This is a genomic window from Nostoc sp. (genome assembly GCF_036916985.1).
GTDB lineage: Bacteria > Cyanobacteriota > Cyanobacteriia > Cyanobacteriales > Nostocaceae > Nostoc.
Genome location: NZ_JBALFD010000088.1, coordinates 34774 through 51874 on the forward strand (window position 1 = coordinate 34774; position 17101 = coordinate 51874).

The 17101-nt window shown below is 42.6% G+C and carries 13 protein-coding genes; 7 read left to right on the forward strand and 6 right to left on the reverse strand.

The features are described 5' to 3' along the window. Positions 1–155: 155 nt before the first annotated feature. Positions 156–1628 (reverse strand): glycolate oxidase subunit GlcD, encoded by a 1473-nt coding sequence (gene glcD / locus V7L07_RS28635; protein WP_335062519.1) that lies wholly within the window; start codon positions 1626–1628, stop codon positions 156–158. Between the two features lie 594 nt (positions 1629–2222). Beyond that, on the reverse strand, positions 2223–3218 hold the full coding sequence (gene ilvC / locus V7L07_RS28640; protein WP_335062521.1) for a ketol-acid reductoisomerase: 996 nt from the start codon (positions 3216–3218) through the stop codon (positions 2223–2225). A gap of 306 nt (positions 3219–3524) precedes the next feature. Between ilvC and V7L07_RS28645 the strand changes: the two genes are divergently transcribed. From V7L07_RS28645 to V7L07_RS28660, 4 genes are all read left to right on the forward strand, one after another. Next, a complete protein-coding gene (locus V7L07_RS28645; RefSeq protein WP_335062522.1) occupies positions 3525–4451 on the forward strand; it encodes a DUF4349 domain-containing protein in 927 nt (308 codons plus the stop codon). 234 nt (positions 4452–4685) lie between these two features. Continuing rightward, a complete protein-coding gene (locus V7L07_RS28650; RefSeq protein WP_335062523.1) occupies positions 4686–6041 on the forward strand; it encodes an NAD(P)/FAD-dependent oxidoreductase in 1356 nt (451 codons plus the stop codon). A 314-nt stretch (positions 6042–6355) separates the two neighbouring features. Further along, entirely contained in the window at positions 6356–7591 is a 1236-nt protein-coding gene (locus V7L07_RS28655) for an LL-diaminopimelate aminotransferase (RefSeq protein WP_335062525.1), read from the forward strand. Between the two features lie 129 nt (positions 7592–7720). Continuing rightward, a complete protein-coding gene (locus V7L07_RS28660; protein ID WP_335062526.1) occupies positions 7721–8359 on the forward strand; it encodes a Uma2 family endonuclease in 639 nt (212 codons plus the stop codon). A gap of 154 nt (positions 8360–8513) precedes the next feature. Here the strand turns inward: V7L07_RS28660 and V7L07_RS28665 are convergent, their stop codons facing one another. Next, on the reverse strand, positions 8514–10793 hold the full coding sequence (locus tag V7L07_RS28665) for an amylo-alpha-1,6-glucosidase (protein WP_335062528.1): 2280 nt from the start codon (positions 10791–10793) through the stop codon (positions 8514–8516). 131 nt (positions 10794–10924) lie between these two features. Here V7L07_RS28665 and V7L07_RS28670 point away from each other — a divergent pair, with 131 nt between their 5' ends. The 3 genes from V7L07_RS28670 (at position 10925) to V7L07_RS28680 (ending at position 13034) form a co-directional block, all read left to right on the forward strand. Beyond that, positions 10925–11536: a peroxiredoxin gene (locus V7L07_RS28670; RefSeq protein ID WP_335062529.1), complete on the forward strand. Its 612-nt coding sequence runs from the start codon at positions 10925–10927 to the stop codon at positions 11534–11536. A gap of 251 nt (positions 11537–11787) precedes the next feature. Then, positions 11788–12324, forward strand: coding sequence for a peroxiredoxin family protein (locus V7L07_RS28675; protein WP_335062531.1), 537 nt, complete (start codon positions 11788–11790; stop codon positions 12322–12324). 56 nt (positions 12325–12380) lie between these two features. Continuing rightward, positions 12381–13034, forward strand: a complete 654-nt coding sequence (locus tag V7L07_RS28680; RefSeq protein WP_335062533.1) for a glutathione S-transferase family protein — start codon at positions 12381–12383, stop codon at positions 13032–13034. Positions 13035–13113: 79 nt separating this feature from the next. Here V7L07_RS28680 and V7L07_RS28685 read toward each other — a convergent pair whose 3' ends face one another. The 3 genes from V7L07_RS28685 to V7L07_RS28695 form a co-directional block, all read right to left on the reverse strand. Then, positions 13114–14109, reverse strand: coding sequence for a DnaJ C-terminal domain-containing protein (locus tag V7L07_RS28685; RefSeq protein ID WP_335062535.1), 996 nt, complete (start codon positions 14107–14109; stop codon positions 13114–13116). A gap of 113 nt (positions 14110–14222) precedes the next feature. Further along, the gene (locus V7L07_RS28690; RefSeq protein ID WP_335062537.1) at positions 14223–14795 is read right to left on the reverse strand and encodes an AAA family ATPase; all 573 of its coding nucleotides are present in this window, start codon (positions 14793–14795) and stop codon (positions 14223–14225) included. A gap of 47 nt (positions 14796–14842) precedes the next feature. Beyond that, complete coding sequence (locus V7L07_RS28695; protein WP_335062539.1) at positions 14843–16132, reverse strand: glucose-1-phosphate adenylyltransferase; 1290 nt, start codon at positions 16130–16132, stop codon at positions 14843–14845. Between the last annotated feature and the right edge of the window lie 969 nt (positions 16133–17101).

Here is a 17101-nt window from a genome sequence, read left to right on the forward strand (position 1 = left end):
AACACCTACTGAAGAACCATAACCCTTAACCCAAGCATATTGGTAGACTGCATCATCGAAATCAAGCAAATTCACGTTACAGAAGTAAACCTGAGTTTTTCAAAGATTTCGATGAGCAACTGTTAGTGATTCTGTAAATAAACCTTTGCAGAAAATTAAAATCTTTCCACACCTTCAAATTGTTTAAGTGCCGATGCATTTGCAGCTTCACCACAAGTTCGTGGTGTAGGGAATATCTTTTCAGGATTTGCTAACCCTTTAGGATTAAAAACTTGCCGTACCCATTGCATAGTTTCTAAATCAACTTGGCTAAACATCTGTGGCATATAGCACTTTTTCTCTTCACCAATGCCATGTTCGCCAGAAATACTACCACCGACTTGAACGCAAAGTTTGAGAATTTTTCCACCCATTTCTTCTACTTGCTCTAATGCCCCAGACACAGAATTATCATAAAGAATTAGCGGATGAAGATTGCCATCACCAGCGTGAAACACATTAGCAACACGATAACCGTATTGTTTACTTAATGCCTCAATCTCATGTAAAACATAAGGCAACTGAGTCCGGGGAATTACACCATCTTGTACATAATAATCAGGGCTTAAATGTCCAGCCGCCGCAAAAGCTGCTTTGCGTCCTTTCCATAATTTCAATCGGGTTTCTGGGTCAGTAGCAGAAGTGACATTACGCGCACCATTTTTTTTACAAATTTCAATAACTCGCTGCTTATTTCCTGCAACTTCCACTTCTAAACCGTCAATTTCTATAAGCAGAATTGCAGTAGCATCGCGTGGATAACAATTAGTTGCAACAACATCTTCAACTGCATTGATGCTGAAGTTATCCATCATTTCCATACCACCAGGAATAATGCCGGCGCTGATGATGTCAGAAACAGTTGCCCCAGCCGCTTCAATGCTAGTAAAATCTGCCAACAGCACACAAATTGATTCTGCACTTTTGAGAATTCGCAAAGTAATTTCTGTGGCAATTCCTAAAGTGCCTTCAGAACCAACAAATACACCGGTTAAATCATAACCAGGCATTTCTGGGATTTGTCCGCCTAAATCGATAATTTCCCCTTCTGGTGTGACAATTTTTAATCCTAAAACGTGGTTAGTGGTAACACCGTATTTGAGACAATGCACCCCACCAGAATTTTCAGCAATGTTGCCCCCAATAGAGCAGATAATTTGACTGGAAGGGTCAGGTGCGTAGTAAAATCCAGCACCACTAACGGCTTGTGTTACCCAACTATTAATCACCCCTGGTTGTACAACTGTCCGTTGATTTTCCAAGTCAATGCTGATGATTTGCCGCATCAATGAAGTAACAATTAAAACAGAGTCTTTCACTGGTAAAGCACCACCAGATAGACCAGTGCCAGAGCCGCGTGCGATGAAGGGTATAGAATATTGATTGCATATCTTCACAACTTGGGCAACTTGTTCTGTAGTTCTGGGTAAAACCACCACAGCAGGACTTTGGCGATAGCCAGTTAAACCATCGCATTCATAGGTAATTAGTTCTTCACGGCGTTGCACCACACCATTTTTGCCAAGGATAGCCTCGAATGCTTTGAGAATGGGTTTCCAGTTGCGTTGTTTTTTATCTTGGGCAAGCATAGTTTCTTAAAGTTCAAGGTAGATGTTGCAGGCTGGTTAGTATAGCTGTAATTACTATTGTTGCAAGAATAGCAGTCAAGGGTGAGTAAAAGCGATCGCATGATTTCAGTACGGAAGGTGTGATGTCTCTTAACAAGTGCGTTGAATGATGGTAAAAAAAGTCTCAGCTTGGTAAGCTAAATTTAAGCTTATAGCTTCCTAATTTCATCGAAACTCAACAGCGAGCGAATAATCTACAAATATTACCTATTCAATTGGCTCATATCTATGCTTTAGAAACTTTACCAAGTCATCACCGCGATCCTTTTGACCAAATTTTAATCGCTCAGACAATAGTTGAAAATATGCCTTTGTTAAGTATTGTTAAGTATAGATGCTGTCTTTGATATATACCCAGTTCAATCGGTCTTCACCAAAACAAAAACCTGGTTTTGAGGATTAGTGAATCGGTATTCTAGTCTGGCTTTACGTTAAGTTGACACCAATGGCGACGTGCCCATAGTCAAGGGCGGACAAGATGTCCACCCCACAAGATTGGATATTTTATTTGTAGGAAGTCCCTAAAGTAGAAGTTTGATTCTCTACATTCTTTGCTTAAGCTTTTTTCAACCAGCTAAACATAGCGCGTAAATCTTTACCAACTTCTTCAATTTGGTGTTCAGCTTCTTTGCGACGCAAGGCGGTAAATCCTGGTTTACCAGCTTGGTTTTCGAGAACGAATTCTCGTGCAAATTGTCCAGATTGAATTTCGCTGAGAATCTTCTGCATTTCAGCTTTGGTTTGTTCGGTGACAATCCGCGGGCCACGGGTATAATCGCCATATTCAGCGGTGTTAGAAATACTGTCACGCATTTTAGCTAAACCACCTTCTACAACCAAGTCAACAATCAACTTGACTTCATGCAGACATTCAAAATAAGCCAATTCTGGTTGATAGCCAGCTTCTACCAAAGTTTCAAATCCGGCTTTGATTAAAGCACTCAAACCACCGCACAATACCGCTTGTTCGCCAAATAAATCGGTTTCGGTTTCTTCGCGGAAAGTAGTTTCGAGAACACCAGCGCGAGTCCCACCGATACCTTTAGCATAAGACATGGCGCGATCGCGTGCCTGACCACTAGCATCTTGATAAACTGCAAACAGCGCTGGTACACCTTCCCCACCTTCATAAGTCCGCCGTACCAAGTGCCCCGGCCCTTTGGGTGCTACCATCACCACATCTACGTTAGCAGGTGGTACAACTTGCCCAAAGTGAATATTGAAACCGTGAGCAAAAGCTAACACATTCCCTTCTTCTAGATTAGGTTCAATCTCGTTTTTATAAATCGTTTTTTGGACTTCATCAGGTAACAAAATCATGATGAAGTCAGCAGCATTAGCGGCATCTGCAACATTTTTCACAGTTAATCCAGCTGCTTGGGCTTTTGCAACTGACTTACTACCCGGATATAGTCCCACAATCACATTCAAACCACTATCTTTGAGATTGAGAGCGTGGGCATGACCTTGGGAACCATAGCCGATAATAGCAATAGTTTTTCCAGCCAAAAGGTCTAAATTGGCATCTTCGTCATAATACATCCGGGCCATAGAAGCATCTCCTGTCAGCAAGCATCGTCATTAATTCGCAGACTTAAGATTGTACCTCAAATTGAGTAACCACAGATGAACTGTCAAATATTGAATTGGGGGCTGGGGATTGGGGACTGGGGACTAGGGATTGGGGAGATGAGGAAGCAGGGAAAGAAGAACTATTAATTATTGCCCAATGACTAATGCCCAATGCCCAATGACTAATGCCCAATGCCCAATCCTGTTACATAAATCGCAACAATACAAGCTTTGAATTTTTATTCAGTAATACTGGGGTTAACTTCATCCATCTGGGGGTAGATTATGTATACTTCTACTAAATTACCGCGCACATCTGCTTTATTTTTAAGTGCGTTATTGGGAGGGGTGATTTTCACCAGTTGCGCCTCTGCCGATCGCTCAACAAGTTCGGCTTTACCTAAAATGGCCGCCGATGGGATGGCAAATCGAGCATCTGCACCGGCTGGTGAAAGCAGTATTTCTCAAAAGGCGGAAGCTTCACCAATAGCCCGTTCTCGCCCCCAACTCATCAAAAAGGCAGCAATGTCTTTGACTGTCAACTCTGTAGATAAGACTGTTGATGCTGTTTCGCAAATTATCAATCAACAGCAAGGGGATTTAATCGGGTTGAAACAACAACAACCCAAAAAAGACAACCCACGTTACACAGCAACCATACAATTGCGGATACCAGAAAATCGGCTGGAACCTACCCTAGAAGAACTAGCTAAATTGGGCACCGTTAATAGTCGTAATATCACTGCCGAAGATGTGGGCGATCGCCTGGTGGATTTCCAAGCTAGATTAACCAATTTGCAAAAAACTGAAGCCAATTTGCAAAAAATTATGGATCGGGCAGGTTCTATTAGAGATGTGCTTAGTGTTTCCCAAGAACTGAGTAATGTCCGACAAACCATAGAACAAATTGATGCCCAACTGAAAAACCTCAAAAATCAAGTTGCTTATTCCACGATTACACTGAACTTAGAAGCAGCAGTTTCTAGCACCAGTCCCCAACCTGCCTTTGGTTTGCAAGTTCAGGAAACTTGGAACAACTCTACCCATTCTCTAAGTGCATTTTCCATTGGCTTACTCAAACTGGGTATTTGGTTAATTGTTTACAGCCCCTATTTGTTAATTTTTGTTGCTCTTATCTATGGCTTTACCCGTTTGCGGCGAACTCATTCCCCACGTTTGACACAAACACCAGAGTCAACTACTTCTGAGTGAACCTGCATAAACCCTACATCTACCTTTGATAAATCTATACAAGCAAAGAGGGATTTAAATAATTCAAGCCTTTATGGTTTGAACTTTTCGCTTGAAAAGTTTTGTTTATCCTGTAGCCTCGATTACTTTAATACTTTTTCAAATGTAAAGAGCGATACAACATATATGATGACATTTTTGATACAAATTTGTTAAGAATAGTTACAATAGTCGGCATACACGATAATATTTCTTATGGTAAATTCACTTGACAATAATCCACCCCATCAAGTAGTTATTGTTGGCGGTGGTTTTGGTGGACTTTATGCGGCAAAAACACTCGCCAAGGCGGCAGTAAACGTTACCCTAATCGATAAACGTAACTTTCATCTATTTCAACCCCTTTTATATCAAGTCGCCACAGGTGCGCTATCTCCTGCTGATATCTCCTCACCGTTGCGTTCTGTCCTCAGCAAGAGCAAGAATACGAAAGTGCTGCTGGGAGAGGTGAATAATATAGATCCAGAAGCCAAACAAGTCACTGTGGGCAACGAAGCAATAGCTTACGATACATTAATTGTCGCCACAGGTGCAAAGCATTCCTACTTTGGCAAAGATAACTGGGAAGAATTCGCCCCAGGCTTGAAAACTGTAGAAGATGCCATAGAAATGCGTAGCCGGATTTTTTCGGCCTTTGAAGCCGCAGAAAATGAAACCGATCCAGAAAAACGCCGTGCTTGGTTAACTTTTGTAATTGTGGGTGGTGGCCCAACAGGTGTAGAATTAGCAGGTGCGATCGCAGAATTAGCAAACCAAACCCTCAAAGAAGATTTCCGCAACATCGACACCTCAGAAGCCAAAATTTTGCTATTAGAAGGGCTGGATCGGATTCTGCCACCCTTTGCACCAGAGTTATCACAAGAAGCTGAAGCATCCCTGACGCGCTTGGGGGTAATTGTCCAAACAAAAACACTGGTAACAGATATTGTAAATGATGTTGTTACTCTCAAACAAGGTGATGAAGTTAAAGAAATTGCCTCAAAAACGGTATTATGGGCAGCAGGTGTGAAAGCTTCCGCAATGGGCAAAGTGCTAGCGGAACGCACAGGTGCAGAGTGCGATCGCGCTGGACGAATTATTGTTGAACCTGACTTGAGTATTAAGGGACATCCCAATATTTTTGTAGTTGGCGACTTAGCAAACTTTTCTCATCAAAATGGTAAACCCCTACCTGGTGTTGCACCTGTAGCCAAGCAAGAAGGTGAATATGTAGCAACATTAGTTAAACAGCGGCTTGCAGGTAAAAATTTGCCACCCTTTGCTTATACCGATCATGGTAGTTTAGCGATGATTGGGCACAATTCTGCCGTGGTAGATTTAGGCTTTATTAAGCTGAAAGGTTTCTTTGCATGGCTGTTTTGGCTAGTGATTCACATCTACTTCTTAATTGAATTTAACAACAAATTAGTAGTAATGATTCAGTGGGCGTGGAACTATTTCACCCGTAATCGCGGAGCAAGATTGATTACAGGAAAAGAATCAATCACGGAATTTGTAATTAGCGATCACAACAGTTATTCAGCCGAGAATAAACAGCCGCTAAATGTCTAGTTGGGCATATTAAGTTAGGAGTAAAAAGCCCTAGCGAATGGAATTCGCGGCTACACAGACAAAACCCGCGTAGGCGGGTTTCCAATTTCTTAAGTCCGCCTACGCGGACTTAGTTTGTATAGCCGCGATTTCTAATCGCCAGGTATATTTGCAAAACAGAGATGCTCCCTCTCCTCCAGTCTTTTTCTTCTCTACGAGGTGCTACGCGAACAATTTTGAATTTTGAATTTTGAATTTTGAATTTTGAATTGATTTCTCCCCGCCCTCATAAATTAGCAGTAAGCTATTTGAGGGCGTTTTTCATAATCTACATAATGGCAACTATTAACAACAACTACCTGAAACTGAAAGCGGGTTATCTGTTTCCAGAAATTGCTCGACGGGTAAATGTCTTTGCAGAAGCGAATAGTAATGCTAAAATCATTCGGCTGGGCATTGGTGATGTTACCGAACCTCTACCAGAGGCTTGCCGCACAGCGATGATTAAAGCTGTGGAAGAAATGGGCGATCGCAATACCTTCAAAGGCTATGGCCCAGAGCAAGGCTACGCATGGTTACGGGAGAAAATTGCTACTCATGATTTCCAAGCACGGGGAGCCGATATAGATGCTTCCGAAATCTTTATTTCCGATGGTTCCAAGTGCGACACGGGCAATATTCTGGAAATTTTTGGTCATGACAATATAATTGCCGTGACTGACCCAGTTTATCCCGTGTATGTAGACACTAACGTAATGGTGGGAAATACTGGGGATGCTAACGATAAAGGCGAATTTGAAGGTTTAGTTTATCTGCCAATTACGGCTGATAACAACTTTACCGCAGAGATTCCCGCAAAGAAAGTTGATTTAATTTATCTCTGCTTTCCCAATAACCCCACTGGCGCAACTGCTACCAAAGAATATCTCAAAGCATGGGTAGACTATGCCAAAGCTAATAACTCGATTATTTTCTTTGATGCAGCCTACGAAGCTTATATTACCGATCCATCGATTCCGCACTCAATTTATGAAATTGAAGGTGCAAGAGATGTTGCGATCGAATTTCGGTCTTTTTCCAAGAACGCAGGTTTTACAGGAACCCGTTGCGCGTTAACTGTAGTACCGAAGACACTCACCGCAAAAGCCGCCGATGGTTCCGATGTCGAACTGTGGAAACTCTGGAATCGTCGCCAGTCTACCAAATTCAACGGTGTTTCTTACATCATCCAACGCGGAGCCGAAGCGGTTTACTCCGAAGAAGGACAAGCGCAAATCAAAGGATTGGTGAGTTTCTATCTAGAAAACGCCAAAATTATCCGCGAGAAACTTACTGCCGCCGGATTATCAGTTTATGGTGGTGTGAATGCACCTTACGTTTGGGTAAAAACGCCTAATGGTTTATCCAGTTGGGAATTCTTTGATAAGCTGCTGCAAACTGTCAACGTTGTGGGTACACCTGGTTCTGGCTTTGGTGCTGCGGGTGAGGGTTACTTCCGCATTTCAGCGTTTAACAGTCGGGAGAATGTCGAAGAGGCGATGAAGCGGATTGCCGAGAAGTTTAAGGTGTAGAGCGATCGCTTTTAGCCGCTTTTGTTAAACTCAATCTATTAATCTAAAGGTTACGGTAGATATACAGCCCACCGTAACCTAATAGATTTTGAATTTTGAATTTTGAATTTTGAATTGGAGCGAAGCGACGTGACTGCTGCTATCCCCGTTTTCAAAGTTGTTAGCCGGATGCAGTTAGCACCTGGTAGCACAGTGACTATTCCTGATGTTAGCTGGCAAGAATTTGAATCCATTTTACAAGAATTGGGAGAAAAAAGAACTACCCGAATTGCCTACAGCCAGGGTGCTTTAGAAATTATGGCTCCTTTACCAGAACATGAAATTCCCAAAGATTTAATTTCTGATATTGTTAAAATATTGCTCAAGGCTAAAGATATCAGATACCAACCTTTTGGTTCCACCAATTTTAAACGGCAAGGTGTAGCAGGAGTTGAACCTGATGCTTGCTTTTATATTCAGAATTATCAACAGATGATTGGTCATCGCCGCTTGGAACCTGATGATCCGCCGCCAGATTTAGCGATTGAGACTGATGTTACATCAAAAACTACCCTCGATGCTTATGAAGCCATTGGAGTACCAGAATTATGGGTTTACGACAGTGGAAACCTTTCTATTTATTTACTGAAAGAGGGGAAATATATAAAATCTAATACCAGTCCTAATTTTGAGGATATAGCTATTACTCAGATTATCCCTGCTGCTGTAGAACGTAGTTGGCAAGTAGGAAGTTTTCAAGCTTTAGAAGAATTGGAAGCGTTGATTTAGTGGCTAATAGAATAACCACTGGATTAAATGGCACTAAGAAAAGCTCTAAGCTTGCTCCATAGAGATTACAAGCATTAATGCCATTCGTTCATGATGGCTACTTATAGCGATATATCACACTCAGCACTCATCACTCATCACTCAGCACTCAGCACTATTGAATGTGTCGGATTACCTCGGCAACCGACCAAGCTTGAGCGATCGCTCCTCTGGGTGTGTGAGGTAAATCACCATCAAAAATCTCAGAAATAGAACCAAGACAAGCGTCAAATCGGAAGTGATCTAGCAGGGGTTGCCAATCAAAAGGTAGCGATTGTTGCGGATAAAAACGTTGCCAAGCCCGAATATATGGCCCAATTAGCCAAGTCCAAACAGTGCCTTGATGATAAGCGCGATCGCGTTGCTCTTGGTTGCCCTCATATCTCCCTTTATATTCAGGATCTCCTGGATCGAGACTGCGAAGACCATAGGGAGTAAGCAAGCTGGTAGTTGCCAAATCTAATATCTGACACCCTTGCTGTTCAGAAAACCCGCAATGGTGCAGTGACAGCGCCAAAACAGCATTAGGACGAATTTGAAAATTCCGGCGATCGTCCGGCTCAATAGTATCGTACAAATAACCTAGCTGAGAATTCCAAAACTTTTGCAGCGAGGCTTTTACAAGTTGTGCTTGTTGAGCATAACGCTGTGATTGCTTAGTGAGACGCACTGGCGAACCATACTCAAGCTGGCTCAAGCGCTCTGCCCACTGACTCAGCCAGCATAAAGCAGAATACCACAATGCATTGATTTCCACTGGCTTCCCGTGACGAGGAGTAACAGGAAGCGATCCAATTACCACATCCATCCAAGTGAGGGCTACACCACGAGTATCCCAACTAACTAGCCCATCAGTAGCATCGACCTGGATATTGAAATGTGTACCACCAACAAATGCTTTGTAGATTTGCTGTACTACGGGGAATTGCTCTGCCAAAAAATCCCAGTCTTGGGTAGCTTCTAAATAAAGTCCTAAAGTTTCAATCCACCACAACGCTGCATCAATACTGTTATAAATTGGTTCGCCATTGACATCAGGAAATGCATTAGGAATCAAACCGTGGCGACAATAATGCCCAAAAGTTCGCAATACTCCTTTTGCCAGATCAAAGCGTTGTGGAACTAGTGCCAACCCCGGTAAGGCGATTAATGTGTCGCGTCCCCAGTCATTAAACCAGTGATAACCAGCAATCACCGTAGGGCCTGCAATTGAGGCTCGATAGACGATAAATTGATCGCTTGCTTTGAGTAATTGTTGACTGAGTGAGGATTGAAAAGAGGCAGAGGGGCGAGGTGCGGGGAGCAGAGGGGAAAACTCTTCTCCCTTACTCCCAGCTAAGAGTTCCCTTGCTTCTTCCCCAGTTCCCAGTCCCCAGCCCCCAATCCCTCTCTCACTCCATCCAAAAATCTCTGAGAGCCTTTCTTGCTCTGCCTTCACGGCTTCTACAAAGGTTTCGGGGGTGAGAATACCTGACACCGAGTCGGGAAAACCTACTCGTGCTTCTAGAGTTACTGTATCTCCTGGTTGCAATGTGACTATCAAATAACCAGGACTGTATAGGTCTTCCTTATCGCCTAATCCCCGTTTCGTCTCCTCAGACAATCCATAATCCCAATACCAAACGGCATCTGGTTGATAATTTCCCTGTGTCCAGCGCAAGTGCCAAGGTATACCGAAATGTCCAGAATCGATTGCTTGTAGACAGACTTGCTTTTGCCCTAGTAATTGTGAGAACTTTAATTCTTGACTAGATGTCTGCTGGTGATGAAAGTCACGTTCTGCTATCAATAGTCGCAACCGTAAAATCGCTGTATGACTTCCCTCATAGCGATACCGGATTAAAATTCGATGGCAAAATTGGGCAGGGGAATTGGGAATTGGGCATTGGGGAGCCAGTGCGTTGGGCGGCTTTGCCGACTTGAAGCAACTGGCGTCATTGAGAAGAGACAGAGGGGCAGGGGGAAGGGTGCAGAGGAGAGGAATTTTCCCCCTGCTCCCTGCTCCCTGCTCCCCTGCTTCTTCCCCAGTCCCCAGTCCCCAGCCCCCAGCCCCCACCAACCCATAAGGCATCACCAACTCTCTGGTTAACTGCCAGTTATCTTGACCCCAAGTCCATTTTGGAACTGGGTTAATATCAAAATTGCGTAGCAGTTCGTAGCCTGTCCGCTCAATCTGATTTTTACCCCAAAAATTTGTCCCTAGTGATACAACGCTCCCTAATACTTCCAAACTAGCTTCTAGGTGCGAAAACAGCAGAGTCCTCCCAGAAGGCGGGTTTGTTGCGGCAAACAGCCAACCATGATAAGTACGTGTGCGGACACCAGAAACAGTACCACTGGCAAAACTTCCTAAGCCATTGGTAAGCAACCATTCTCTTGTATCTAAATCAGGCATTTGCTACTCAAAATCGTTATGAGTATGATATAGTCGTAACAGATCGTAATTAAACTGTGAGAGCGTGGATGGGTGAGTTTTACTTGACCCGAATTCCAACGCTACTAAACCGATAAAGGAGAATTAGGTTAATGTCCCTTACTTACGGAACCGAAGGAAGCCTCCGCGTTGGTCAACAAGCTCCCGATTTCACAGCAACCGCTGTGGTAGATCAGGAATTTAAGACAGTCAAACTTTCCGATTATCGCGGTAAGTATGTCGTCCTGTTTTTCTACCCACTAGACTTTACCTTTGTTTGTCCTACTGAGATTACAGCATTTAGCGATCGCTACGAAGAATTCAAGAAAATCAATACTGAAGTCCTTGGGGCTTCCGTTGACAGTGAATTCTCCCACCTCGCTTGGATTCAAACAGATCGTAAATCTGGTGGCGTTGGCGACTTAAATTATCCCCTAGTCTCCGACATCAAGAAAGAGATTAGCGCCGCTTACAACGTTCTTGACCCAGCAGCAGGCATTGCCTTGCGTGGTCTGTTCATCATCGATAAAGATGGTATCATACAGCACGCCACCATTAACAATCTAGCCTTTGGTCGTAGCGTTGATGAAACCCTGCGGACATTACAAGCAATTCAGTATGTTCAGTCTCACCCCGATGAAGTTTGCCCAGCTGGTTGGCAACCTGGTGACAAAACACTGAATCCTGACCCAGTGAAGTCTAAAGTCTACTTCTCTGCCGTCTAAATTTCGCTAGCAAACTCTAATCCAAACTGTTGGAGTTGAGAGCAAAATAAATGAAAACCATAGATAAACAGAGATATACATTAAACAATGTCAACCTCCGTATATATCTATGGTTTTTTCATTAAATGGTATTTAAACAATATCAATGTGAAAAAATAATACACTTCCGCATTAATTATTATTGATGAAACGCTCAAAAGCGTATCCAATAACTCTTTAACAATCCAAAATCCAAAATCTAAAATTTTATTATGCTTACTTCAACTGATTTTAGTGGCTTATTAAATGAGCGATTCTTTCGCAACTTTTTACCAATTCCAGCTAGCAATAAACTCAGATTGGGAGTGGGAACACCAGATTTTCAACTGCCAGATATTACGAACGGAAGATTATTAAAATTGTCTGATTATAAAGGTAAGCAACCTGTGTTAATTGCCTTTACTCGCATCTTTACCGAAAAGCAATATTGTCCCTTTTGTTTTCCTCACATCAAAGCTTTAAATGAGAACTACGAACGATTTAAAAAACTCGGTATAGAAATTTTAATGATTACTAGTACCGATGAACGGCAGAGTCAAATAGTTGTGAGAGATTTAGGCTTGCAAATGCCATTACTGAGCGATCCTAGTTGTAGAGTATTTCGTACCTATCAAGTAGGACAAGCACTAGGAGCGCCTTTACCAGCCCAGTTTGTATTAGATAAAGAAGGAAAACTCCGCTACTGGCATTTATTTTCTTTTCTGGATCACAATGCTAGCGTTGAGACATTGTTAGAACAATTCAATTGAGTATAAGGTGTAAAATTGGCATTGTCCGCCTTACTTATAAAACTGTGAGGTTTTTCATGCTGACACTTCATCACGCATCGATTTCTCCCAACTCGCGTCGCGTCTGGATTACTCTACTGGAAAAAGGACTTGAGTTTGAATTGGTAGAGATAAAACTGGATGGAGAGCAGTTTAAACCGGAGTTTTTGACAATTAACCCTTTCCATCATATTCCAGTTTTGGTGGATGACGGCTTTAATGTAGTGGAATCCTTAGCAATTCTGGACTATTTAGAGGCAAAATATCCTACACCTGCGATGTTGCCTAAAGATGTCAAGGATTTAGCGATCGCACGTATGGTACAACTGGTAACTGTGAATGAACTTTTGCCAGCAACCACCACATTTCTACCTCAGTATCTAGGCTTGCCTGGAGGAGATGCAGAAAAAATCGAGAAGGCACTGTATAAAATTGCCACAGTGCTGAAGTTTTTTGAAAATTTATTAGATGATCGCCCTTACTTTGCTAGTCACAACCTCACTCTTGCTGAAGTTGTGGCTGGAACTGTAGTAAATGTGCTGCCAAGTGTAGGCATTTCCTTAAGTGAATATCCAAAATTAAATGCTTGGTGCGATCGCTTAGTGGCACGTCCATCGTGGCAAGCTACCGAGGCGACACCGGAGGCAATAGAAGCCTTGAAGTCCATTATGGTAGCGAGAATGGCGCAGTAAATTCATACCTAATGAATTTAGAGACGCGAAGTTGCACATTTATGCAGCTCGCTTAACGCGTCTCTACAATCCAAAATATTCACAGCCTGACTTGATTCAAATGACTACGGGGATTATAAGTACGTATAGCGCGGATTTTTTCATAATATTCCCGCTCTTGTGGGCTGAGTTCTTTTGGTGGCACGATCGCCACTTTGACCAACTGATCGCCGCGTCCACCCTTAGCTAGAGGCCAACCTTTGCCACGCAAACGCAGAGATTGACCAGAACGCACTCCCGCCGGCAGCTTAACATTAACTGAACCATCAGGAGTGGGTACATCAATAGACGCTCCCAAAGCAGCTTCATCTGGTGTGATTGCTACTTCGCACACCAAATTCTCGCCTTCCATTTGGAAAAACGAGTGCGGCTGGAGTTCGACTTTTAAGTATAAATCCCCGCGTTGCTTAGTCATGGGGTTGATTTGACCTTTGCCCCGCACGCGCAAGCGAGTACCAGTTTTAGCCCCAGATGGGATGCGGACATCTATTGTTTCGTTACCTAAACTGAAGCGTTTTTGCACACCATTAAATGCTTCAGCAAGAGTTAGAGCGATCGCAGCTTCACTATCTTGGCTAGTACCCGCACCTGCATCTTGAAACCCAAAATCGTTAAAGCCGCCAAAACCACTTGGCGCGCCTGTAGGAGGGCGGTAAGAGTAACTTTGTTGTCCACCGCGAGGCGCAGCACCACCAAAACGTCCTAGCAACTCATTGATGAACTCATCAAAATTTCCGTATTGACTGAAGTCAAAGTTACCCATATCGGCACCAACACCGCCAGATGGGAAACCTTCACCAGCTTGTTTCCAATATTGACCGAATTGGTCGTATTTTTTGCGTTTATCTGGGTCTGACACAACCTCGTAGGCTTCACTAACTTCTTTGAAGCGTGCCTCTGCCTGTTTGTTATTTGGGTTGACATCAGGATGATATTTGCGGGCTAATTTACGAAAAGCTTGTTTAATTTCCTCTGGAGTGGCAGTCTTACTGACTCCCAAAATAGCGTAATAGTCCTTGAAGTCGGTTGCAGCCATCTACCAGCCTCCTATAGAAATTCCCATTATGTTTTTTTTTAAGATGTTTAATTTGCCTGGTATAGTGCCAAGCAAAAATAATCTGATTTTAAGTTAACAAAAAATATATAAAATCAAGTGTGGTTCTCGCTCACCAAGCGATCGCAATTTCCGTACTCCGATTTTTCTGATCGGCGGATCAGGTTGTCTAGTCCTTCTTCCAGGCTTGGGGGAGCATCCCGGAGTTGACGGTGCATCCGCAAAATAACTTCTTCAGGAACCTGGCGCGATCGCCTTTTATTCCGTGCCAAACACAGCCAAACTGGTGTATCCACCCAAATTCCCGTAATGTGGGTAAAACCCAAGTCACGGGCTAAAGCAATCACTTCACGGCGATGTTGGCGCTGGGCATTAGTGGCATCGAAAATAGCTGTACTTTCGGTGGAAATAGCTTGCTGAAATTGCCGCTGAATTTCGCCCCAAATCAGCAGCCACGACCCCTGAACAGCTTGGGAACCAAACAACTGCCCCCGAATGGCATCTGTAGAAATCAGTGGCATCTGGGGGCATTTTGCCAGTAATTGTTTTGCCAAAGTTGACTTACCGCTACCTGGAAGACCAATCAGCAAGATGAGTGCTGTTAGCGGTAGCGGGGCGTTCAGCCCGTGCTGAGTGAGAAGTGAAGAGTGATTGGAAATTTTTTTCATAACTTCTAACTCATAACTCAGCACTCAGCACTCACAACTCAGCACTATTAAATGATTGTCCCATCGGGAATTACAGCATTTTTCAACACGACAACGATGCCACTGCGGATGTAGAAACCTTGATTTTCCCGTTCAGCTTCCTGCACGTTATCTTTATTGATAATCTTGACATCGTGACCGATGCTGGCGTTTTTATCGATGATAGCACCGCGAATGAGTGTGTCAGTACCAATACCTACAGGAATGTTACCTTTTTCTACATTGCATTGGCGTTCCACAGAAGGTTGGTAAAAATCTGCACCCATGAGCAAAGATTCTTCGATGACACAGCCAGATTCAATCCGCGATCGCACTCCTAAGACTGAATGTTGAATGCGGCAATTTTTCAGAATACAACCTTCGCCGATAATTGATTCTGTGATGTGGCAATCTAAAAGTTTAGTTGGAGGTAAGTAACGAGCGCGGGTATAAATTGGTGCTTTTTCATCGTAGAAACTAAAAGGTGGCTGGGGCTGCTGAGTTAGGGCTAAATTGGCATGATAAAATGCCTCAATTGTTCCAATATCTTCCCAGTAGTCATCAAAAAGGTAAGCTTGAACGTTGTAATCTTTAGAGGCATCAGGAATAATTTCTTTACCGAAATCAGTTCTTTCTATACCTTCTCTTAACAACTTGAACAAAACCTCTTTTTTAAAGACATAAATCCCCATTGAGGCGATATAAGGCTGTTGCAGGGCTTGTTCTTTTGATAATCCCAGTACGCTTGTATCAACTTGCATTTGGAGTAATGCTTCGCCTTTGGGTTTTTCGCTAAAATCGATTACCCTACCAGAATCGTCAATTTTCATCAAGCCAAAATCTGAAGCACGGCGCTCATCGATGGGGATGACTGAGAGAGTAATATCAGCCCCCGTTTCCCGATGGCGCTGGATAAACTGGCGATAATCCATGCGGTAGAGGTGATCGCCTGAGAGAATTAGATATTCTTCTACATCCCATTCTTCCATTAACCATAGATACTGACGTACAGCATCGGCTGTACCTTGGAACCAGTTCGGGTTTTCTGGTGTTTGTTGTGCGGCTAGCACTTCTACAAACCCTTCATTGAAGCCAGTAAAGTTGTAGGTACGGGCGATATGACGATTCAGGGAAGCTGAGTTGAATTGTGTCAGGACGTAGATTTTGAATATTTCAGAATTTATGCAGTTACTAACAGGGATATCGATTAGGCGGTACTTCCCCGCTACTGGTACTGCTGGTTTAGCGCGGAGTTTGGTTAGCGGGTAAAGTCGAGTACCTGCACCACCACCAAGAATGATTGATAAAACTTTTTTCACAAAATTTCTCCCAGCTGCCTTTCAACTCTCATCTTCAGTTTAGGACTGTCTGCCACCACAAGTAAGGGGGATCATCTGATTCTTTGGGATGAATTTTACAGAATGATGGTGGTGATAGATAGTGGGGCGATAAGTCAAAGTAGAACATTTGTATTATATTGATGTGAAAAATATTAGGAACTTTTGGCTACAATGCTCTTCCGTAGAAAACGAAAAGAAGATAGATATATTGAAATTTACTCTTGTCATTTTTGCATTGAATTAGCCATTAGATTTTGAAGCAGCATTTTGGGTTAGGTGACTATCTTTTGTTTTTGGGAATAAGTTATTGACCTATTTGTGTATTTAGCTTGTGTAGCTTACTCTTTATTGCGCTTATTCCAAATGGAAACTGAAACGAACTGGATGCCAAAAATTGAGGCTTTGAGTTCTATTTTTTAGTTTTTACCACCTTCATGGAAGACTTTAACATGAAAGCGATCGCTCAAATACTTTCCCAAAAGTCCGCTCCTTTGATTGGTCTTGCCGCTACGGCTTCTTAAGACATCTCCAGAAATTAAATATGCGTTACCCAGAACCCTTGTAGAGACGTAGCACTGCTACGTCTCTACATTCTTTTTCGGAGATGTCTTTAGTTAGACCAAATTCTCCGTCTGACTGCTTTTAACCTCCAGTTGCGACACTTTAAGAGGTCAGCCCAAGAGCTTCATTTCTGGATTGTTTTCTGCGAAAGTATAGTTTGCGTACAATTACTTAAATCTTTAATATTAAAATATTTATTTTATGAATCAATTAATTAGGTAAATAAAAATACCAGTTAAATATTGATTCAAAGCCTTATTTCGTTAGACAAAAATGTAAACTTAGCTTGATATTATTACTTAAATATTTCCTATGTGTTCATTGTATTTATTTGATGAAGTTAAAGATTTAGCAAATTGCTAGATATTTCAGAATATTTTTGTCAGA